Annotated in this window: 18 protein-coding genes; 10 read left to right on the top strand and 8 right to left on the bottom strand. The window is 65.1% G+C overall.

All coding sequences use genetic code 11. The features are described from left to right. Window positions 1-10: 10 nt before the first annotated feature. From AC1DN9_RS15445 to AC1DN9_RS15435, 3 genes are read left to right on the top strand one after another with little or no spacing between them, the layout of a single operon-like run. Window positions 11-1,378 (top strand): multicopper oxidase family protein, encoded by a 1,368-nt coding sequence (locus AC1DN9_RS15445; RefSeq protein WP_478101608.1) that lies wholly within the window; start codon window positions 11-13, stop codon window positions 1,376-1,378. Window positions 1,379-1,407: 29 nt separating this feature from the next. Continuing rightward, window positions 1,408-1,908, top strand: a complete 501-nt coding sequence (locus tag AC1DN9_RS15440) for a cupredoxin domain-containing protein (RefSeq protein ID WP_478101606.1) — start codon at window positions 1,408-1,410, stop codon at window positions 1,906-1,908. Between the two features lie 44 nt (window positions 1,909-1,952). Beyond that, window positions 1,953-2,285 (top strand): copper-binding protein, encoded by a 333-nt coding sequence (locus tag AC1DN9_RS15435; protein WP_478101604.1) that lies wholly within the window; start codon window positions 1,953-1,955, stop codon window positions 2,283-2,285. 28 nt (window positions 2,286-2,313) lie between these two features. On the opposite strand, the gene dnaE is transcribed toward AC1DN9_RS15435, so the two are convergent. Beyond that, window positions 2,314-5,814, bottom strand: coding sequence for a DNA polymerase III subunit alpha (dnaE, locus tag AC1DN9_RS15430; protein WP_478101602.1), 3,501 nt, complete (start codon window positions 5,812-5,814; stop codon window positions 2,314-2,316). Between the two features lie 72 nt (window positions 5,815-5,886). On the opposite strand from dnaE, the gene AC1DN9_RS15425 reads away from it, so the two are divergent. After that, window positions 5,887-6,672 carry a sulfurtransferase gene (locus AC1DN9_RS15425; RefSeq protein WP_478101600.1) on the top strand — a complete coding sequence of 262 codons (786 nt, stop codon included), beginning with the start codon at window positions 5,887-5,889 and terminating at the stop codon, window positions 6,670-6,672. A 99-nt stretch (window positions 6,673-6,771) separates the two neighbouring features. Here AC1DN9_RS15425 and AC1DN9_RS15420 read toward each other — a convergent pair whose 3' ends face one another. From AC1DN9_RS15420 to AC1DN9_RS15405, 4 genes are all read right to left on the bottom strand, one after another. Next, window positions 6,772-7,662, bottom strand: a complete 891-nt coding sequence (locus AC1DN9_RS15420) for a pirin family protein (RefSeq protein ID WP_478101598.1) — start codon at window positions 7,660-7,662, stop codon at window positions 6,772-6,774. A 28-nt stretch (window positions 7,663-7,690) separates the two neighbouring features. Next, window positions 7,691-8,242 carry a flavodoxin family protein gene (locus AC1DN9_RS15415; RefSeq protein WP_478101596.1) on the bottom strand — a complete coding sequence of 184 codons (552 nt, stop codon included), beginning with the start codon at window positions 8,240-8,242 and terminating at the stop codon, window positions 7,691-7,693. A gap of 153 nt (window positions 8,243-8,395) precedes the next feature. Beyond that, entirely contained in the window at window positions 8,396-8,836 is a 441-nt protein-coding gene (locus AC1DN9_RS15410; protein ID WP_478101594.1) for a DoxX family protein, read from the bottom strand. Window positions 8,837-8,888: 52 nt separating this feature from the next. Continuing rightward, the gene (locus tag AC1DN9_RS15405) at window positions 8,889-9,590 is read right to left on the bottom strand and encodes a pirin family protein (protein ID WP_478101592.1); all 702 of its coding nucleotides are present in this window, start codon (window positions 9,588-9,590) and stop codon (window positions 8,889-8,891) included. Window positions 9,591-9,733: 143 nt separating this feature from the next. Between AC1DN9_RS15405 and AC1DN9_RS15400 the strand changes: the two genes are divergently transcribed. The 4 genes from AC1DN9_RS15400 to trmB all read left to right on the top strand — a co-directional run bounded on the left by AC1DN9_RS15400 (window position 9,734) and on the right by trmB (window position 13,517). Next, window positions 9,734-10,687: a LysR family transcriptional regulator gene (locus AC1DN9_RS15400; protein ID WP_478101590.1), complete on the top strand. Its 954-nt coding sequence runs from the start codon at window positions 9,734-9,736 to the stop codon at window positions 10,685-10,687. A gap of 80 nt (window positions 10,688-10,767) precedes the next feature. Then, a complete protein-coding gene (locus AC1DN9_RS15395) occupies window positions 10,768-11,838 on the top strand; it encodes an NAD(P)/FAD-dependent oxidoreductase (protein ID WP_478101588.1) in 1,071 nt (356 codons plus the stop codon). A gap of 21 nt (window positions 11,839-11,859) precedes the next feature. Further along, window positions 11,860-12,774, top strand: a complete 915-nt coding sequence (gene gluQRS, locus AC1DN9_RS15390) for a tRNA glutamyl-Q(34) synthetase GluQRS (protein WP_478101586.1) — start codon at window positions 11,860-11,862, stop codon at window positions 12,772-12,774. Next, window positions 12,744-13,517, top strand: coding sequence for a tRNA (guanosine(46)-N7)-methyltransferase TrmB (trmB, locus tag AC1DN9_RS15385; protein WP_478101585.1), 774 nt, complete (start codon window positions 12,744-12,746; stop codon window positions 13,515-13,517). The genes gluQRS and trmB overlap by 31 nt, the downstream gene beginning before the upstream one ends. A 10-nt stretch (window positions 13,518-13,527) precedes the next feature. Here trmB and AC1DN9_RS15380 read toward each other — a convergent pair whose 3' ends face one another. Continuing rightward, window positions 13,528-13,947 (bottom strand): hypothetical protein, encoded by a 420-nt coding sequence (locus AC1DN9_RS15380; protein ID WP_478101583.1) that lies wholly within the window; start codon window positions 13,945-13,947, stop codon window positions 13,528-13,530. A 238-nt stretch (window positions 13,948-14,185) separates the two neighbouring features. On the opposite strand from AC1DN9_RS15380, the gene AC1DN9_RS15375 reads away from it, so the two are divergent. After that, a complete protein-coding gene (locus tag AC1DN9_RS15375) occupies window positions 14,186-15,364 on the top strand; it encodes an ABC transporter substrate-binding protein (protein ID WP_478101582.1) in 1,179 nt (392 codons plus the stop codon). A 16-nt stretch (window positions 15,365-15,380) separates the two neighbouring features. On the opposite strand, the gene AC1DN9_RS15370 is transcribed toward AC1DN9_RS15375, so the two are convergent. Further along, complete coding sequence (locus AC1DN9_RS15370; protein ID WP_478101580.1) at window positions 15,381-16,109, bottom strand: Crp/Fnr family transcriptional regulator; 729 nt, start codon at window positions 16,107-16,109, stop codon at window positions 15,381-15,383. Window positions 16,110-16,279: 170 nt separating this feature from the next. Here AC1DN9_RS15370 and AC1DN9_RS15365 point away from each other — a divergent pair, with 170 nt between their 5' ends. Continuing rightward, window positions 16,280-18,262: a helix-turn-helix domain-containing protein gene (locus tag AC1DN9_RS15365; RefSeq protein WP_478101579.1), complete on the top strand. Its 1,983-nt coding sequence runs from the start codon at window positions 16,280-16,282 to the stop codon at window positions 18,260-18,262. 49 nt (window positions 18,263-18,311) lie between these two features. Here the strand turns inward: AC1DN9_RS15365 and AC1DN9_RS15360 are convergent, their stop codons facing one another. Next, a complete protein-coding gene (locus tag AC1DN9_RS15360) occupies window positions 18,312-20,084 on the bottom strand; it encodes a tannase/feruloyl esterase family alpha/beta hydrolase (RefSeq protein ID WP_478101578.1) in 1,773 nt (590 codons plus the stop codon). Window positions 20,085-20,434 lie beyond the last annotated feature (350 nt).

Here is a 20,434-nt window from a genome sequence, read left to right as displayed (position 1 = left end):
GAGAACAGCCATGAACAACCGCAGAAACTTTCTCCGCAGCGCCGGCGCAACGGCACTTGGCACGACGGTCGTGAGCCGCGTCGGCGCGGCGTCCTTGCCGGAAGCCGCCACCCAGGCATCGCCGGCCACGCAGCCGCCGCTCGCCCCGAAAACGGGTCGCCCGTACAACCCCGTCGTCACGCTCAACGGCTGGTCGCTGCCGTGGCGCATGAAAGGTGGCGCCAAGGAGTTCCACCTCGTCGCAGAGCCCGTGGTGCGCGAACTGGCACCGGGCATGAAGGCGAACCTGTGGGGCTACAACGGCACGAGCGCAGGTCCGACCATCGAAGCCGTCGAAGGCGACCGTGTTCGCATCTTCGTGACCAACCGGCTGCCGGAGCCAACCAGCATCCACTGGCACGGGATGCTGCTGCCCTCCGGGATGGACGGGGTGACCGGCCTGACACAGCCGGCCATCGCACCCGGCAAGACCTTCGTCTACGAGTTCCTTCTCAAGAAGTCGGGCACCTTCATGTACCACCCTCATGCGGACGAAACGCTGCAGATGGCGATGGGAATGATGGGCATGTTCATCGTCCATCCGAAGGATCCGGACGCGTTCAAGGTCGACCGCGACTTCGTCTTCCTGCTCGCCGCCTATGACATCGAGCCGGGCTCGGCGACGCCCAAGGTCAACACGATGCTCGACTTCAACCTCTGGACCTGGAACAGTCGCGTGTTCCCCGGCATCGACCCCCTCGTCGCGAGGACCGGCGACCGCGTGCGCATTCGCGTCGGGAATCTCACGATGACCAATCATCCGATGCACCTCCACGGGCACCACTTCGAGGTGACCGGCACCGATGGCGGCTGGGTGCCGCCATCCGCCCGCTGGCCGGAAGTGACGACCGATGTGGCGGTCGGGCAGATGAGAGCGTTCGAGTTCGACGCAACCGCCGGCGACTGGGCGTTCCACTGCCACAAGTCACATCACACGATGAACGCGATGGGTCACGACGTCCCGACGATGCTCGGGGTCGATGGCCGCGACGTCGCCGAGAAGATCACGCAGCTCATCCCCGACTACATGCACATGGGCGACCGCGGCATGCACGACATGGCGGAAATGGAAATGCCGCTGCCGGACAACACGCTGCCGATGATGACGGGCTCCGGTCCGTTCGGTGCCATCGGCATGGGCGGCATGTTCAGCGTGGTCAAGGTGCGCGACAACCAGAAGCCCGGCGACTACAAGGACCCCGGTTGGTTCAAACATGCCGCCGGCACGCTTGCGCGGGAATACACGGGCCACCTCGAACAACCCGTTCGCGGTCGAGCACCCGCCGCGGACGCTGGCACGCTCAACGCCCGCAAGCCATCGGGCCATCAAGGCCACTGACTCTACGCAATCCCATTGAAAGCATCGCCATGAAAACCAAACTCGGCCTGCCTGTCCTTGCCGCTTCTCTTTTGTTCGCGTCGAACGCAGCCCTCGCTCACGGTGACGAAGACCATGCCGCAACACCAAGGAAATACGACGCCGGCAAGGTGGAAGCAAAGTCCTTCGGCCAGGAAGGCGACCCGAAGAAGGTGACACGCACTGTCAAGGTGAGCATGGCCGACACCATGCGATTCACGCCCGGCAACGTCACGATACGTCGAGGCGAAACCGTCAGGTTTCTCGTTCACAACGATGGGACGGTGCTCCACGAAATGGTGCTCGGCACCCCGGAAGAACTCAAGGCGCATGCCGAGTTGATGAGGAAATTCCCGGAGATGGAGCACGCGGACGCGAACATGGCGCACGTCAAGCCCAACGCCAGCGGTGAAATCGTCTGGCAGTTCACCCAGCCGGGTGAGTTCCAGTTTGCGTGCCTCATTCCCGGCCACTTCGAAGCAGGAATGGTCGGCAAGATCACCGTCAGATGAAAGCCTTCGCCTACCCTCCCCAACTTATTTCAAGAAGCACTCCCATGAAAAAACTACATCTGTTGACCGCCGCACTTGTCGTTGTTTCCGCCGTAGGCGTTCATGCACAAACCAACCCGGCCGCGCCCCCGAACTCAGCTGCTGCGGCAGCGACATCCATGACTGACGGCGAAGTCCGGAAAGTAGACCCTGGCGCGGGGAAGGTGACGCTGCGTCACGGCCCCATCGCCAACCTCGACATGCCTGGCATGACGATGGTCTTCAAGGCCACGGACCCGAAGATGCTGGAGCACCTCAAGGAAGGCGACAAGGTGCAGTTCTCCGCGGACCGCGTCAACGGCGCGATCACCGTCACGCGGATCGAAGCGGTGAACTGACGGCGCTCACCGCGGGCGCCGCGCTCGCCTATTCGTAAACCACCGCCGCCTTGCCGGCCTCCGCCTGCGCCATCCAGCTCGCCAGCGCAGCATCCGTCGGGAAGAACTTCGCGCGCTCGCCCAGTTGCAGTTCGACCTGTGCGCCGCCTCGCGCCATCGACAGCCGCACGCCGAGCCCTTGCTGCAGTTCGCCGTGCTCGCTCTGCTCGGTGCGCGGCGGGAACTCCCGCACCAGGCGCGCGATGTCCGGCGCCTTGCCGTTGACCGCCACGCGCAGGTACTTTCCGAAACGGCAACGCGCGGCCGCGAGATCCCAGACCTGCATGACCTGGAAGCGCGCCTCGAAGCCGCCGCGGCCCGGCTGAAGGCGGCCGCTCACGATGATCAGCTCGTCGTCCTTGAGAACGTTGCGGTTGTTGTTGCAGAGCGCTTCGTCGGCCGTCGCCTCGATCGAACCCGACTTGTCGTCGAGCTTGAAGATCGCCAGCCGGCCGCGCTGGCCGTTGATCACGCGGAAGTCGCTCACGATGCCGGCAATGACCTGCTGCTCGCGACTGTCGATCAGGTCATCGATCTCCCGCTTGCAGAAGCGACGCACTTCATGCGCGACTTCATCGAAGAGATGGCCCGACAGGTAGAAGCCGACCGCGGTCTTCTCGTAAGTCAGGCGCTCCTTCACGCCCCAGGGCGTGGCATCGATCATCTCGGGCTCTTGTGTCGCGGAACCGTGCTCGCTGTCCCCGAAGATGTCCACCTGCGCCGCATTGGCCTCGGTCGCCACGGCGAATTCGAAGGCGCGGTCGAGCGAGGCGATCAGCGAAGCCCGGTTCTGCTGCAGTGAGTCGAACGCCCCGGCCTTGATCAAGGCCTCGACGGTGCGCTTGTTGATGCGCTGCCGGTCCACACGCACGCAAAAGTCGAAAAGGCTCCTGAACGGCCCGCCCTCTTCCCGCGCCTTGACGACCGACTCGACCGCCAGTTGGCCCGTGCCCTTGACGGCACCGAGACCGTAGCGGATGACCTTGTCGTTGACCGGCTCGAAGCGATAGTTCCCGCGGTTCACGTCCGGCGGCTCGAAGCTCATGCCGAAATTCTTCTGCGCATCCTCGAACAACACCTTCAGCTTGTCGGTGTTGTCCATTTCCACGGTCATGTTGGCGCAGAAGAACTCTGCCGTGTAGTGCACCTTGAGCCAGCCCGTGTGATAGGCCAGCAGCGAGTAAGCGGCCGCGTGCGACTTGTTGAAGCCGTAGCCCGCGAACTTCTCCATCAAGTCGAAGATCTCGTCGGCCTTCTTCTGGTCGATGCCGTTCTTGGCGGCACCCTTGCGGAAGATCTCGCGGTGCTCGGCCATTTCCTCGGCCTTCTTCTTGCCCATCGCGCGGCGAAGCAAGTCGGCGCCCCCCAGCGAGTAGCCGCCGAGGATCTGGGCGGTCTGCATCACCTGTTCCTGGTAGACCATGATCCCGTAGGTCTCGGAAAGCATGTCGGCCACCAGCGGATGCGGATACTCCACAGGCTCGCGCCCATGCTTGCGCGCCACGAAGCTCGGGATCAGGTCCATCGGGCCCGGGCGGTACAGCGCGTTCAGCGCGATCAGGTCTTCGAGCCGCGTCGGTCGCGCGTCCTTCAACATGCCCTGCATGCCGCGCGATTCAAACTGGAACACGGCCTCCGTCTTCCCGTCGGCGAAGAGCCTGTAGGTCTGCGCGTCGTCGAGCCGAATGTTCTCGAAGGCGAAGTTCTCCTGGCCCTTGTGGCGCTTGACGATGAATTCCTTGGCGATCTCCAGGATCGTCAGCGTCGCCAGCCCCAGAAAGTCGAACTTCACGAGGCCGACGGCTTCGACGTCGTCCTTGTCGTACTGACTCACGGCCGAGTCGCTGCCCGGCTGCTGGTAGAGCGGGCAGAAGTCGGTGAGCTTGCCCGGCGCGATCAGCACGCCGCCGGCGTGCATGCCGATGTTGCGGGTCATACCTTCGAGCTTCTGGGCCAGCTCGACCAGGGTGCGGACTTCCTCTTCCTTCTCGATGCGGGACGCAAGCTGCGGCTCCATGTCGATGGCGTAGTTGTTCTTGTCGCCCTCGACCTTCGGACTCGGCGGGTATTGCAGCGTGACCGACATGCCCGGCTTGTTCGGGATCAGCTTGCTGATGCCGTCGCAGAACATGTAGCTCATGTCGAGCACGCGTCCCACGTCGCGGATGGCGGCGCGCGCCGCCATGGTTCCGAAGGTGGCGATCTGGCTGACGGCATCGCGGCCGTATTTGTCCTTGACGTAGTCGATCACGCGGTCGCGGTTGCCTTGGCAGAAGTCGATGTCGAAGTCGGGCATCGAGACGCGTTCGGGATTCAGGAAACGCTCGAACAGCAGCTTGTATTCGAGCGGATCGAGGTCGGTGATCTTCAGCGCATAGGCGACCAGCGAGCCTGCGCCCGAGCCGCGGCCAGGGCCGACCGGGCAACCGTTGTTCTTGGCCCAGTTGATGAAGTCGCCCACGATCAGGAAGTAGCCGGGGAACCCCATCTTGAGGATGGTGTTGATCTCGAATTCGAGCCGCTCGACGTAACGCGGGCGCTCGGCATCGCGCTTGGCGAAATCGGGGTACAAGTGCGCGAGGCGCTCTTCCAGGCCCTCGAACGAAGCGACCCGGAAGTACTCCTCGATCGGCATGCCGTTGGGCGTCGGAAAATTCGGCAGTTGCGGCTTGCCGAGCACGAGCGTCAGATTGCAGCGCTTGGCAATCTCGACCGTATTGGCAATGGCGCTCGGCACGTCGGCGAAAAGCTTCTCCATCTCCGCGGTCGACTTGAAGTACTGCTCGCGCGTGAACTTGCGAACGCGGCGCGGATTGCCCAGGATCTCGCCTTCGGAAATGCAGACGCGCGCTTCGTGCGCCTCGTAGTCGTCGGCCGTGCCGAACTGCACCGGATGCGTCGCCACCACCGGCAGCTTGAGCCGCGCGGCAAGTTGGACCGCCGCCACGACGTGCGGCTCATCCTCGGGACGTCCGGCACGCTGCAGTTCGATGTAGAAGCGATGCGGAAAGAGGCCGGCCAGTTGCAGTGCGACTTCGGCTGCCCGCTCGGCCTGGCCTTGCAGCAGCGGCGCACCCAGGGGGCCTGCCTGCGCGCCCGACAGCGCGATCAGCCCGCCCTGCAATTCCTGCAGCCAAGCCAGCTTGCAGGCGGCCTGCGCCTGTCCCCGGCCCACGTTCTGCGTCCAGGCGCGCGCGAGAAGCTCGGAGAGATTGAGATAGCCCTCCTTGTTCTGCACCAGAAGGATGATGCGCGTGAGCGAGCCGGGCTCCGCGCCGAACCCTTCGACGAACACTTCGGCGCCCAGCACCGGCTTGACGCCCTTGCCGCGCGCCTCCTTGTAGAACTTGACGCCGCCGAAGAGATTGTTGAGGTCGGTGATCGCCAAGGCAGGCTGGCCATCCTTGGCGGCGGACTTGACGATTTCATCGATGCGGTTGGTGCCGTCGACGACGGAAAACTCGGTGTGCAGGCGCAGGTGAACGAACATCCGTCGATTGTAGGAAGGCCGCCCCCCACGATGTGATGTGGCTCTCCCTAGCCCCACCTAAAATCCCGCCCCGTGCAACAGATTTTGAATATCGCGGCCTACAAGTTCGTCCCGATTGACGACGCCGCAGAACTGCGTGAAGAACTTCGGACGAGCACCCACGCGCTCGCGCTCAAGGGCACGATCCTGATCGCGCCGGAGGGAATCAACCTTTTCCTGGCGGGCGCCCCCGAATCGGTGCATGCGTTTCTGGCGTCGCTGAGAGCGAATGCGCGATTTGCCGACCTGGAGGCCAAGGAAAGCTGGTCTGCCAGCCAGCCTTTCCGCCGCATGCTGGTCAAGCTCAAGCGCGAAATCATCCGAATGGACCACCCGGCCATCCAGCCGGCCGCCGGTCGCGCACCGGGGGTGGACGCGCCGACGCTCAAGCGCTGGCTCGACCAGGGCCACGACGATGCGGGCAAGCCGGTTGCGCTGCTCGATACGCGCAATGCCTTCGAGGTCGACTACGGCACCTTCGAAACCGCCATCGATTGGCGCATCCACAAGTTCACGGAATTCCCGAAGGCCTTGCAGAAGCACCGCGACGACCTCGCGGGCAAGACCGTGGTCAGTTTCTGCACGGGCGGCATCCGCTGCGAGAAGGCCGCGATCCTGATGCGAGAGGTCGGCGTGGCCGATGTGCTGCAACTCGAAGGCGGCATCCTCAAATATTTCGAACAGGTGGGCGGCGCGCACTACCAGGGCGAGTGCTTCGTCTTCGACGGACGCGAATCGCTGTCGCCGGACCTGAAGGCGCGTGCCAGCGGCGTGAGCGCCCGGGCTGCCGAAGACCCGGACATTTCGATCAAAAAATAAGCTCGCCCCCAGGTTGCCCGCACTTCGCGTCGGGCGCCCACCCCCTACCGGGGGCAACACCGGCGGCCCGGCAAAGCCGGTTCCGCGGTGTTCCCCCGATCAGGTCGGTGCCTGGACCTGGAAGGGATGGCCCGGCAGCGGAATGAATTCGGTCTCGCCGGGCACATGGCCCATGCGTTGAGCGGACCAGTCCGTGCCGGCTTCGAGAATGCGCTCGCGCCGGCTGGAAACGAAGTTCCAGGTGATGAAGCGCGGTCCGTCGAGCGGCTCGCCGCCGATGACCACGACCCGGACGGCGCCCTGGGTCGTCAGCACGGCGCCTTCGCCATCCGCCAGCATTGCCATCGTGTGCTGCTCGACGGGCTCGCCGTCGATCGACAGATCGCCATCGACCGGGTAGATCGCGAGCTCGGGCGCCAGGGCAGGCAACTCGAAACGCGCGCCGGCCGGTAACGCGAGATCGAGATAGATGGTCTTGGAAAACGTCGCCACCGGCGAACGAGCGGCGAATGCCTCGCCCACCAGGACCCGGACCCTCACCCCTTGCACTTCCAGTGACGGAATGTCTTCCGCCGCCGTGTGCGCGAAGCTCGGTTCGACCTCCTCGTAGGCCTGCGGCAAGGCGGCCCACAGTTGAAGGCCGTGGTTTTCGTAGGTCGCTTCGAACAGACGCTCGGGCTTGCGCTCCGAGTGCACGATGCCGCGCCCGGCGGTCATCCAGTTGATCGCGCCGGGGCGGATTTCCTGCACGCTGCCGAGGCTGTCGCGATGCATCATCGCGCCCTCGAAAAGATAGGTCACGGTCGCCAGGCCGATGTGTGGATGGGGCCGCACATCATGCTGGGAACCGGGCACCTCGGTCGCGGGACCGAAGTGATCGAAGAACACGAAAGGTCCGACCGAGCGGCGCTTGGCCGCAGGCAGGAGGCGCCGGACCTTGAAGCCCCCGCCCAGATCCTTGTCATGTGGTTGCAGCAGCGTAGCGGTCATCGGACGTTCTCCATGGTCGGGCAGTGAATCAGCCGCGTGATCTTGCCACCTCGGCTACGCGTTCGCCAAATGCAATCGCGGTGTCGAGGTCGCCCCGCGCCATCTCGGCCGGACTGGCATCGGTAGGCGACGTGGTCAACAAGCCGTTGTAGCCGCCGACGTAGTTGATCGAATCGCGCTTCGCCGCCTTGTCGCTGCTCGGCATGATGCCGAGGCTGACCCACAGGCCGCCGTGCTGCATGGCGAGATGCCACAGGTAGGTCAGCGTGGCGTCCTTGTCGCCGTTCATGGTGCCGCTGTTGGTGAAGCCCGCGAAGAGCTTGTTCTTCCAGCCCTGGGTGTACCAGACCTTGGAAGACGCATCCGCGAACTTCTTGAACTGCCAGCTGACGCCGCCCATGTAGGTCGGCGATCCCATGATGATCGCATCCGCCGCCGCCAGCATCTCCCAGCCATGGGCCGGGAGATTGCCGTCGGCATCGATCGCAAGCAGATGCGCGCCAGCGCCGTCGGCCACCGCCTGCGCAACGCGCTGCGTGTGGCCGTAGCCCGAATGAAAGACCACAACAATGTCGGCCATCACGTTTGTCCGAGTGAATGAACCCGCATCCTACGGCCGGCGCAGCCCTACCCAATTCGTGAAACACCGCGGAACCGGCTTTGCCGGGCCGCTGGTGTTGCCCCCGGTAGGGGGTGGGCGGGCTACACGAAGTGAGCCCAACCTGGGGGCGAGTTATTTCTTATCGATGCTGAAACGTCCTGCGCCGAAGGCGGCAACAAAGAGCAGGCCACCGGCGATCGCGATGTTCTTGAAGAACATCAGTTGGTTCACGTAGGCCTTCTCGACAGGCATGGCCCAGTAGTTGTGGAAGAACACCGCAGCAGCCACTGTGAACACGGCGAGGACGATGGCCGTCAGTCGCGACTTGAAGCCGACCAGAAACAGGATGCCGAAGCCGAGTTCCACGATGATCGCGAGCGCAGCGCCAAGCTGTGGCAACGGGAGGCCAGCAGAGGCGATATAGCCCACAGTACCGGCAAAACCGGTGAGCTTGCCGAAGCCGGCCGGAATGAAAAGCAGCGCGATCAGAACGCGACCGATCAGTGCCAGCGTGTCTTGTGCAGCGCCGGTCGTGGCCGGGGCGGCATAGTTGGAAGCAGTGGTGGTGGTCATGGGTGGACTCCTGGGTTGAAAAGGACTATGGATTGAAAAAAAGCTCGCGGACTCAGGCCGCGAGGTCGAACACCAGCACTTCGGCCTTCTTGCCGGCGCCGAGCGTGAGTTGCGATTCGCCCTGGATCAGCGCGGCATCGCCTGTCGTCAGTTTCGTCCCATTGGCCTCGAGCTCGCCGCGCACCAGGTGCACGTAGCTCTTGCGCTTCGGGTCGAGCGCCAGGCTGGCCTTTTCATCGCCGTCGAGCAGCCCTGCGAACAGCCGCGCATCGGCGTGCACCAGCACCGACCCGTCCGCGCCGTCAGGCGAAGCGACAAGGCGGAGCTTGCCGCGCTTCTCGGCTTCGGCAAAGGTCTTCTGTTCGTAGCTCGGCGCGATGCCGCGCACGTTCGGCTCGATCCAGATCTGCAGGAAGTGCGTCGTCTCGTCGGCCTTGTGGTTGAACTCGCTGTGCATCACACCGCGTCCGGCACTCATTCGCTGCACGTCGCCCGGCGGAATGGACTCGACATTGCCCATGCTGTCCTTGTGCGCCAGTTCGCCTGAAAGCACGTAGCTGATGATTTCCATGTCCTTGTGGCCATGGGTGCCGAAACCGGCGCCTGCCGCCACGCGATCCTCGTTGATCACGCGCAGGTTGCCGAAACCCATGTGCTCGGGATCGTAATAGCCGGCAAAGGAAAAACTGTGAAACGAGCGCAGCCAGCCGTGATCGGCATAACCGCGTTCCTGGGATTTACGGACTTGCAACATCGTTGAACTCCTGCCCTGTCGAGGGCCTTCTTGCATGCCGCGCCCTGTGCGCAGCGGATGTGAAGAACTTTAGGGCCCGCGCCGGCTGCGAAAAGCGATGCCGTTTGATGGCATCATTCAATTTTTTTGATCGATCGGCCACCATGCCCACTGCCCGCGACGTCCTCACGCCCGATGCACTGTCCATGCTGCAGACCGTGGCCAGCACGGGAAGTTTCGCGGCCGCCGCACGCTCCCTCAACCTTGTTCCCAGCGCGCTGAGCTACCGGGTGCGCCTCATCGAAGACGCGCTCGACGTGCTGCTTTTCGACCGAAGCGGCCGCCAGGCGCGCGTGACGGAGGCCGGCGTGGAGTTGCTGCGCGAGGCAACCCGTCTGCTCGGCGAGATCGATGCCGTGGCCAATCGCGTCAAGCGCATCGCGACGGGCTGGGAGCCGATGCTGACAATCGCCGTCGACAGCGTCATCGCGCGCGATCCGCTGCTCGACCTGGTCAACGCCTTCTATGCGCTCGAACCGCCCACGCGGCTCAAGCTGCGCGACGAAACGCTGTTGGGCACCATCGAGGCGCTGACGAGCGGCGAAGCCGACCTTGCGGTGGGCGCGGTACTCGATGCGGCCAGCCTCGCGTTCACCGCGACGGGCATCCGCAGCCGGCCGCTGGGCAAGCTGGCCTTCGTCTATGCGGTGGCGCCGCACCATCCCCTGGCGCGCATCGACGTGCCCTTGAGCGACGAGGTGCTGCGCCAGCATCGCGCCGTGGCAGCAGCCGATTCGTCGCGCGCCGGGCCCAGCATGACGGTCAATCTCGTCGGCGGCCAGGACGTGCTGACCGTACCGACCATGCAGGCCAAGCTGGCGGCGCAATTGCACGGGTTGGGGGGAGGTTTCCTGCCCGAGCCGATGGCGCGGCCCTACATCGAGGCCGGGCACCTGGTCGAGCGAAAGACGGAACGTGTCGCCCCGTTGGCCACCATGCACTGCGCCTGGCGCGTTCGCACCGCGGGCAATCCGGGACGCGCGCTGCAGTGGTGGCTCGAACAGTTCGAACACGAAGGCAGCCGCTTGGCGCTGCTCGAGCGTCACCGCGGACGATAGAAATGAACGGCCCGGCGCAGGCCGGGCCACCCGCCAACCCGGTTAGAGTGCTTTGCCTGCCACACATCAATGAGACTGCCATGACCATCCGACCCATTGCCGATCGCCACCGACCCACCCCCCAGCGCCACTTCGCCATCATCGGCGCGGGCATTGCCGGCGTGGCATGCGCCCGCACGCTGCTCCAGGCCGGCCACCGCGTCACCGTGTTCGAGCGCGAGTCGGTACCGGGAGGCCGCATGGCCAGCGTGTCGACACCTTTCGGCCGCTTCGACAGCGGCGCGCAGTATTTCACCGTGCGCGATCCGCGTTTCGCGCAGGCTCTGGAGACTGCACCCCGCATCTGCAAGCCCTGGAGCGCGAACCTGGTCCGCGTGCTCGACGCACACGGCCGCGTCGCCGAAGCCGCCCTGCCCGGCATGGAAAAGCACTGGGTCGCGCAGCCCGGCATGGATGCACTGGTCATCGATTGGGCGGCGCCGCTGGGCGACGCACTCATCACGCAGACGCAGGTGACGCGGATCGAACGCGACGCACTCGACGCGAAGCGCTGGCAGCTCCGCACCGCCGGCATCGATGATTCGCAGCACGTCTATTCAGGTTTCGATGCGGTACTCCTCGCAGTGCCGCCGGCCCGCACGCGCGACCTGCTCGACAACGGCAGGCTCTCCGGTGAACTGAGCAAGAAGATCGAATCGGTGCGCATCGCGCCGTGCTGGACGCTGATGATTGCCTTCCCCCAGGCCAACCAGCCCACGCTGTCGCATCTCGGCCCCCAGTGGAACGCCGCACGCAGCAATCACCATCGCGTCGCCTGGCTGGCGCGCGAGTCGTCCAAGCCCGGCCGCGACCTCATCGAGCGCTGGACCGTGCAGGCCAGCCCGAAGTGGTCGCAAGAACATTTGCGCGACGATCACTCGCGCGTCGAGGCGAAGCTGCTTCGCGCCTTCGCGGAGATCACCGGCATTCGCGCCGAACCATCCCATGCGCAGGCACGCTGCTGGCCGGAAGCGCAGACCGACGTGTCGGTGGGCAAGCCACACCTGTGGGACCCCAAGGCCGGCATCGGCGTGGCCGGCGACTGGTGCACGGGCCATCGCGTCGAGGACGCGTTCCTGTCGGGGCTCACGCTCGCGCTCAAGCTCGCCTGATTTGCCCCCGATGTCGCGGTCATGACCCGGATCGGCCGTTTCGCCCCCTCGCCCACCGGACCGTTGCACGCTGGCTCGCTCGTGGCCGCGCTCGCCAGTTGGCTCGACGTGCGGGCCCGCGGACCTCAGGCGCGCTGGCTGGTCCGGATCGAGGACGCCGACACCGAGCGTTGCCTGCCTGGCATGGGCGAAGTGATCCTGTCGCAACTGGCTGCCTGCGCCATGATTCCCGACGAACCGCCGGTGTGGCAGACACGACGAACGTCCCTGTACGAGCGTGCATTCGAGCAATTGCAGGCCGCGCAACTGGTCTACCCCTGCGGCTGCTCCCGCAAGGACATCGACGATGCACTGGCGCGCCGCGGCGTCGTGCACACCCGCCATGGCGAGCGCGTCTACCCGGGCACCTGCCGCAACGGCCTGCACGGCAAGCCGGCACGTGCATGGCGCTTCGCCACCACGAAATTCGAGGACTCGCCCGCGCACGAACCGATGCGGTGGCGCGATCGCCGTCTCGGCACACAACAGCAGGACGTCACGCGCGAAGTGGGCGACTTCATCCTCAAGCGGGCGGACGGCCCCTGGGCCTATCAGCTTGCTGTCGTGATGGACGACGCCGATCAGGGCGTGACGGACGTCGTGCGTGGCGAAGACCTCGCGGACAACACAGCACGCCAGATCCTGCTGCAGCGGGCGCTCGGCCTGCCGACGCCCACCTACCTCCACACGCCGCTGGTGCGCGGCACGGACGGCGACAAGCTCTCGAAGCAGAACGGCGCGACCGCGCTGCAAACCGACACGCCCGCCGACGCGCTGGCGGCCCTGGATGCTGCCGCGCGGGTGCTGGGCCTGCGCTCGACCGCAGCCTCGTCACCCGCCGTGGCGCTCGCGCTCTGGATTCCGCAATGGCGCGATCTCTACAATGCGCGGCCGTGATCAGCCCCTCCATCGACCTCCCCCCCGATCCGCCGGACGACAACGCCGGCGACAAACCCACCGGCGAAGCGCATCCGTTGCACCGCCGCCTCAAGAGCTTCGTCAAGCGCGGAGGCCGCACGACGGAGGGCCAGGCACGCGCCTACGAGCAGTTCGGCCCGAAATTCCTGCTGCCCTACAAGGCCGAGGCGCTGGACTTCGAATCGGCCTTCGGCCGCAAGGCGCCAACCATCCTGGAAATCGGCTTCGGCATGGGCGAAGCCACCGCGCACATCGCCGGCCTGATGCCCGAGAAGAACTTCCTGTGCTGCGAAGTGCATGAACCCGGCGTCGGCGCGCTGCTCAAACGCATCGGCGAGCACGACCTGCAGAACATCCGCATCTGCGCGCACGATGCCGTCGACGTGATCGACCACATGCTGCCCCTGGCGACACTCGCAGGCGTGCACGTGTTCTTTCCGGACCCATGGCACAAGACGCGGCACAACAAGCGACGGCTGATCCAGCCGCCCTTCGTCCGCAAGCTGGCGGATCGTCTGGCACCCGGAGGCTACCTGCACTGCGCTACCGACTGGCAGCCCTACGCCGAGCAAATGCTCGAAGTGCTCTCGCAAGAACCTCTGCTGCGCAACACCGCGCAGGCCTATGCGCCCAAGCCGTCCTACCGGCCATTGACCAAGTTCGAGAACCGTGGTCTCAAGCTCGGCCACGGCGTGTGGGACGTGGTGTTCGAGCGTGGCTGAGCGACGTCCTTCAGTCGCTCAACGCAGCGAACATCGAACGCTCCCCACTGTCCACTGACGCGGCACGCTGCGTTGCCGGGGTGTTTTGCTGTGACGCCATGATCAGCGCAGCCCGGTGGGCAGACCGGCTGGCGATCTTGGTGTAGGTGATCATCGCTTCCCACTCGCGCTCGATGTCGTGCGACGCGCGTTCGCCGCGCGCGCTGATCAGCGTTCGGCTCACATCGACCAGGGCCGCCGCGGCACTCAGGCAGACGTTGGCCGCAGACTCCGCGGCACTGGAGTTGAATCGGTGCTGTCCGGCCCACGCGCGGGCGTTCAGACCTTCGAGGGACGCTTGTTGGGAGTTGCTATCGGCATGCGCAAGCACTTTCTCGATGGCCAGGAGCGCGTTTTCGAGCAGTGCAATATCAGTTGACTTTGGCTTCATTTCATCCAGCCGGATGTATTCCGGTCCGCCTCGGATTTGACCGCGGAACCCGCGTTGCCGCTGTGCAAAATGCCACAAGCGAGATACATAAGTTAACAAGCTGGCGATTGCCCTGATGGGTTGGAAGCATCATCCGACAGCTTTTTGACCGGGCACGCGTCACTCCCGTGAACTAATCCCTTCGTTTGTGACACTCGTGTTGCTACATTTTTCAAGATCTGCAACAAAGGGTTTTGACATGCAACTGACGCGCAGGAATTGGATGGGCAAGGCCGGCGCCACGTTGTGGCTCGGTTCCGGATTGTTGGCAGGCCGGGCGAGCCATGCCCAGGCGCAGACGGCCCCGCGCGCCGCCGCTTCCGCGACACGAACCGTCATCCTCGGGCAATCGGTCCCACTGACAGGCGCCGCCAGCGAGATCGGCCTGGCATTCGCCGCGGGAAGCAAGCTCTACGCGAACCAGTTCAACGACGCCAATGCGGCAAGCGGCTTGCAGCTCAAACTGCTGCAACTGGACGACGGCTACGACGCCACCCGCGCCGCCGCCAATGCGAAAACCCTGCTCGCCAGCGAGAAGGCCGACATCCTCTTTGGCTTTGTCGGCACGGCCAGCAGCGACGCCGCCGCGGCCGTCGCCACCCAGCAGGGCGCGGTGCTTTTTGCGCCCTTTGCCGCTGCCGACAACCTGCGGGGATCGAACTTTCCCAACGTCTTCCACGTGCGCCCCAGCATGGCCGACGAGGCCGTCAAGATCGTGCGCCAATGCGGCGCTGTCGGCCAGACACGCATCGCGCTGGTCGGCGATGACGATGCCATGGGCCGCGCCGGACTCGCTGCCGTGCAGCAGGCCCTGGCCGATCTCAAGCTTCAACCGCTCGTCGCAAGTGCACTCGTGCATGCGAATGGCGACAACCTGGATGCAGGGCTCCAGGCCGTGCAGAAACAGTCACCCCAGGCCATCGTGCTGGTATCGCTGTCCGGCACGACGGCCACCGTCGTTCGCAAACTGCGAAAGAGCAGCTACTTCGGCACTTTCATGGCCTTCTCGATCGTCGGCATCGACCCGCTTTTCACGGCGCTCGGCAAGGACGTCAGCGGCATCGTGATCTCGCAGGTCGTTCCGTCGCCGCGCCCCTCGGCGATTCCGATCGTCAAGGAGTATCTGGAAGCCATCGACAACTCGGACCAGTCGCCCTCCTACGAAGGCCTGGAAGGTTTCATTGCCGCCAAGGCGGCGGGCGAGGCGGTTCGCCGTGCGGGCAAGGGCTTCACGCCCGCGACGCTGCAACGCGTGATGGCGAGCATGACCGACTACGACGTCGGCGGCTTCCGCATCAACCTGCGGCCTGGGCTGCACGATCCGGCACGAAGCATCGACCTCGTGAGCATCACCAAGGAAGGCCGGATCCTGCGTTGACACCGGGGCCGCGCACTCATGCGCTGGCGGCCAGCCTGTGCAGTTCGTCGAGCGACAGCAGTTCGATGCGACCGTAGCCCAGCGCGATCACGCCGTCGCGCGCCAGCGCGTTGAGTTCCTTCGAGAGCGTCTGCCGCGTGACGCCGAGCATCATCGCGAAGGACTCCTGGGGCAGCGTCAAATGCCGTCGTGCAATAGGTGATTGCGTCACGTCGCCATGCGCGAAAGCCACCAGCCGGCGCGCCACGCGCGCACGCAGACCACGCAGCGTGGCGTCCTCCATCAGCCCGTAAAGGCCGCGCACGCGCGACGCGAGCAACGCTGCGATCGCCCTCGCGAAGCCCGCCCCCTGCATCTGCTTCGCGAAGGCCTCGTAGGGCACAACAAGCAGATCAATGGCCGAGAGGGCCGTCGCGTCGTGCGTGCGCGGGGATCCGTCGATCAGGCTGATTTCGCCGAACCAGTTGCCGGGTTCGAGCACCGCGAGGATGGCTTCGCGGCCATCCTGGCGCAGCGTCGAAATCTTGATCGTGCCGGCTGCCAGCCCGTAGAAACCCGCCCCCGCCACAGGGACGGGGTCGCCCTGGCGGAACACCATCGCGCCCCGTCGCACGTGGATCAGTTCGGCGGCGCCCAGCAGCGATTCGCGCTGCGCGCGAGGCATCGAAGCGAACCAGGGGTTGGCCTCGATGGCGGAGAAGTGGTCGGTGGCCGCAGCCGCCCGCGGCCGGGATTTCGAAGGCATGGAAGATCGGAGCTTACGGGGTTTGTCAGCGTTGACCGAGGCGCTTCACGACCTTACGGTCACGGCTTCAGTCTACTGGCGTTGACCGCCGAACCGCTGCCGTGGATCTCGTCTTCAATACCCAAGAATTCTCTGCCGCCAAGCGCTTTGAAGCGAAACACGATCACGACATGCCCGCAGGCATGATGAGCACGGTCCAGGCCGACGTCGGTCGGCAGGTCGCCAGTGCACTGATCGAACTGCTTCATCAAGGTGCAACCGCCGACGACTTCGCGCGTTGTCTCGCCGAGGTGGAGGCGCTGCCGGACGGATGCACGGGCAAGTCGAAACTGATCGAAACGGTTCGAATGGCGATGGGTGTTCGCAACCGGCTTGAACTGCTGCAACAGCGCGAGCGCGGCATGCTTGCCGTCATCGAGTCGGCCCAGGATCTTTCGAGCCGACTCGACCTGACCGGCTTGCTCAGCGCGATCGTTTCACGCGCTCGCAACCTGTTGGACTCGCATGTGGCGTGGCTCTCCACCTACGATGCGGAGCGCGGCGAGTATCAGGTGCTCGTCGCCGACGGTGCGCTTTCGCAGAGCACCTCGAGCATGGTCGCCAGCCGCGATCGCGGCGTGGGGAGCATCCTGATGTCGACGCGGCTGCCGTTCACAACGCCGGACTACCTGCATGACACGCGTTTCGCGCACGATGCCAAACTTGACGACACGTTTCGCGACGAAGGCATCGCCGCGCTGGTCGGGGTGCCGCTGATCTGGGACGGGGAAGTGATCGGTCTGCTTTTCGTGGCCGATCGATACCCACGCATGCATACGGCGCAGAGCGTCTCGATCCTCAGCACGTTGGCGACGCATGGTGCGGTCGCATTGAAAAACGCGAGGGATTTCAAGCGGGCCAATGCCGCGCTCGAAGCGGCCGAGCAGGCCCGCGCCGAACTCGAGCGGCACGTACGCGGCATTCAGGCTGCCGCCGAGGCGCACGAGCAGATGACATCGCTGCTGGCAAAAGGCGCATCGCTGTCCACGTTGTGCCAGGCGGTCGCGCGACTGCTCGGCGGCGGCGTGCTGGTGCTGGACGAAGCGGGACAAGTCGTCAGCAAGGGCACCGCGCCTGGTTACACCGGAACGGCCATCCAGACTTACGCTCCGCACGGAGATCGGAGTGTCGAACTGGGATCCGCACTGAGCCTGAGCCGCCAGTTGGGGCGCTCGGTTGTCGCCTACGAGACCGAGACCGAGGGCGAGTCATGCCGAGTCATGGCGGTGATCGGCGGCGACGACGTCCTGGGATCGACCGCGCTCTTTCATCGCGGCGACCTCGAGGAAATCTCGATCCGCACGTTCGAGCGCAGTTCGAGCGTCATCGGCATTGTGCTTCTGTCTCAGGAGCGCATGGAAGCGACGAAGAGCCGAGGCGTCTCGACTTTGCTGCGCGCGCTGGTCTCGCCACGACAGGACGAACCGGCTCTGATGGCGAACAATGCCGAGCGTCACGGCATGGATCTCTCGCAGCCGCTGTCGCTGATGCTGATCGAAATGGACGGCCCGAGCGCCGGCTACGCTGCGCGCCGGCTTAGGACCTTGACGCCGCTGGCGAATGTGCTGGTCGACGAGATCGACGGCATCCTCATCATCCTCTGCAGCGCAACCAGCGCCCCCGACGTGCGCCAGACCGTCTCGACCTGGGTACGGCGCGAGATCGGCGCCGTCCATCGCGGCGTGCTGTCGCGACCGGTGTCAGGCCCGGCGGAGATCCCGGCGTTGTACGCGACGCTCAAGCGCGCACTGGGGGTGCTTGGCCGCATCGGTGTCCACGGCCAAGTCATCAGCCAGAACGAACTGGCTCTCTACTCGACGTTGTTCGAGACTCATGATCAGGCGAGCCTGGCTGACTTTCTCGACGCGACGATCGGTGCGCTGATCTCGTACGACCGCAAGCGCGCCTCCGCGTTGACCCCCACGTTGCTGAGCTATTTCGACAGCAACCAGAATGCCACGATCACAGCTCAGCGGCTGCAGATCCATGTCAACACCGTCAGGCAACGGCTGGCCACCATCGAGGACCTGATCGGCCACTGGGGCAACGCCTCGCGGGCGCTCGAGATCTATGTCGCGCTGCGGTTATGGAGCCTCAACTCGTCGGCTGAGTGAGGTCGAAACTTGCGTCACCCCGGGTGCCACCGCGAGCCGGGGCGCGTACCTAGTCCGTGCAGGTGAACGAGGCCGCCAGGTTCACATCGCCTGCGCCCTTGTATTGAGGCCACTTCGGATAGTCGCAAAGGGGCCGGGTCCGACCCGGCACGCCTGCCGTGTCGGTCGTCACTTGCGCGCTCGGGCCGACGCCCTTCTCGACCCAGTTCTCAAGTGCCGTCAGCGAATCCCAGGTTGCGTTGAATACCGAACTGACCGCGTGCCCGAGGCCTGGCACCTCATAGTATCTGGCAAAGGTATCGACGTAGGCCGGTCCCATCTGCGCTTGCAGGCGCTGGTAATACTGCTCGGTCGCCCGCGTGCTGACCAGCACATCCGCCAAGCCGTGGGCGAGCAGAAGCTTGCCGCCGCGGTTCGCGAATGCCGAGATATCCGTGCTCGTGTCGAGCTGTGTGCTGAGCTCGCTGATCCGGCTGGCCCACGGTCCGGGGTTCTCGGGATCAAGCGTGAGCGAATGGAACGTCGGGTCACGTGTCACGGCGTACTTGACCCACTGGTCCAGCAATAGGCCAATATAGGGTGCACCTGCTGTCGGCATGGGGTCCGCCGGCGCGACGGTTCCCATGGCCAGGAAGGTGACGGTCGGCTGCAATGGCGAAGAACCCGCCCTGCCGAGGTCCCCGCCCCAGACGTTGTAGCCCGGGTATCCCGTCTCTCCACTGGCTAGCTGGAAGTTGAACCGTGCATCCGTGTTGAGCGTCTTGAGTGCGTTGATCTGCGCGTCCGACAGGCAGGTGTCGCCCGTATCTGCGCCGTTCGGGCAGCGCACGGCCACGCCGGCCAGGGTTGCGGTCGCGGGATCGAAGACGGCGTTGCATTTCGACTGGTTGCTGATGAGGCCGTCGACGACACCGTCCAACGCATCACAGGCCTCCATCGCGGCCTGGAAGATGACTCCCTTCTTGGCAGTGTTCGGGTAAGCGCCCGGCTGCGCCAAGGTCCGGTTGGCCTTCTGGCCGAACAGGAGGGCGGAAGCATCGTTCCAGGCCGGATACCAGGCGATAGCGCCGTTCCAGTCGGCTGGCCACCGCTGGATCGCTGCCAGCGCTTCACGCCCGCCGGTCGAGCCGCCGGCAAAATAGGCCTTGGCTGGAGCGCCGGCGGCGTAGCGGGCATTGATCAGGAAGATCGCGGCGTCGCGTGTCTTCTTGAGCGCGTCGCCTCCAAAGTTCCGCACGGCCTCGTCATTGACGAAGGAAGACCCGTCCTGCGAGCCGAACGCGTTGGCCTGGTGCCCGGAGTCGCTGGCGAACGTCGCGTAGCCGCGACCCAACGGCGTCGGTTGGTCGGTCGGACCATTCGGCACGTTGCCCGCCACGTTGGGAATGGTGCCGTTGAAGCCACCGCCGCCGAACATGACGACCTTCGTGTTCCAGACGGTCGGGAGCGCGACCCTGAACAGGATCTTTGGTGCAGTACTGTCGACCGGCGAGATGCTGCCGTTGACGAGGCAGTATTCGGGAATGGCGGCGGCACCGGTTCCGCTGGGGGCAACCACAACGGCCGTCGTCACGGCCCCACCGGTCGTCGGCAGGCCTATCGAAGTCGCTGGTATCGCCATGCCCGCCAGCTGCGTGCAGCTGAGCGGCGTGGCCGCTGACGGCGGCGCGGGAGGAGGCGCAGGCGCAGGCGCAGGCGCAGGCGCAGGAGCGGGCGCAGGAGTGGGAGTGAAAGCAAAGTCGTGGCCGCCGCCGCCGCAGGCGGTCAACTGCGCTGCGATCGCGAGTGTCCCAAGGAAGGGCCAGGGGCGCTTCATATTCATTTTGTCTCCTGAAGTTGCGGGTCTGTGCCCGGTGACATTGCAAATGAGTGCAGAGTTTCCGGCTCGTAGTCTGATGGTCGCCGAGGCAAAAACCAATGTGGTTCGGCCACACATGGGAGAGACCTTGAATGTGCGAAGCGACGCGTGAAGGCTGAAGCAACAAGCTCCAGCAACCCAATCCGCACGCGTGACCGACACGTTGGATACCGATCACCGTGCGGCAGCGGACGGCCACATTGTTTGGCCCGCAAAAGTGTGCGCGCGCCACATTGGGTTCGCACGTCCATCAGGTGAGACTTGAGTGATCGGCGCCCGTCGGTGATGGCGCCAACGCACCGTTGGGCATCGAC

Source organism: Variovorax sp. 05L425 (assembly GCF_056397705.1).
The sequence above is the reverse complement of the archived record's forward strand: the minus strand, read 5'-3'. Positions and strand labels throughout refer to the sequence as shown.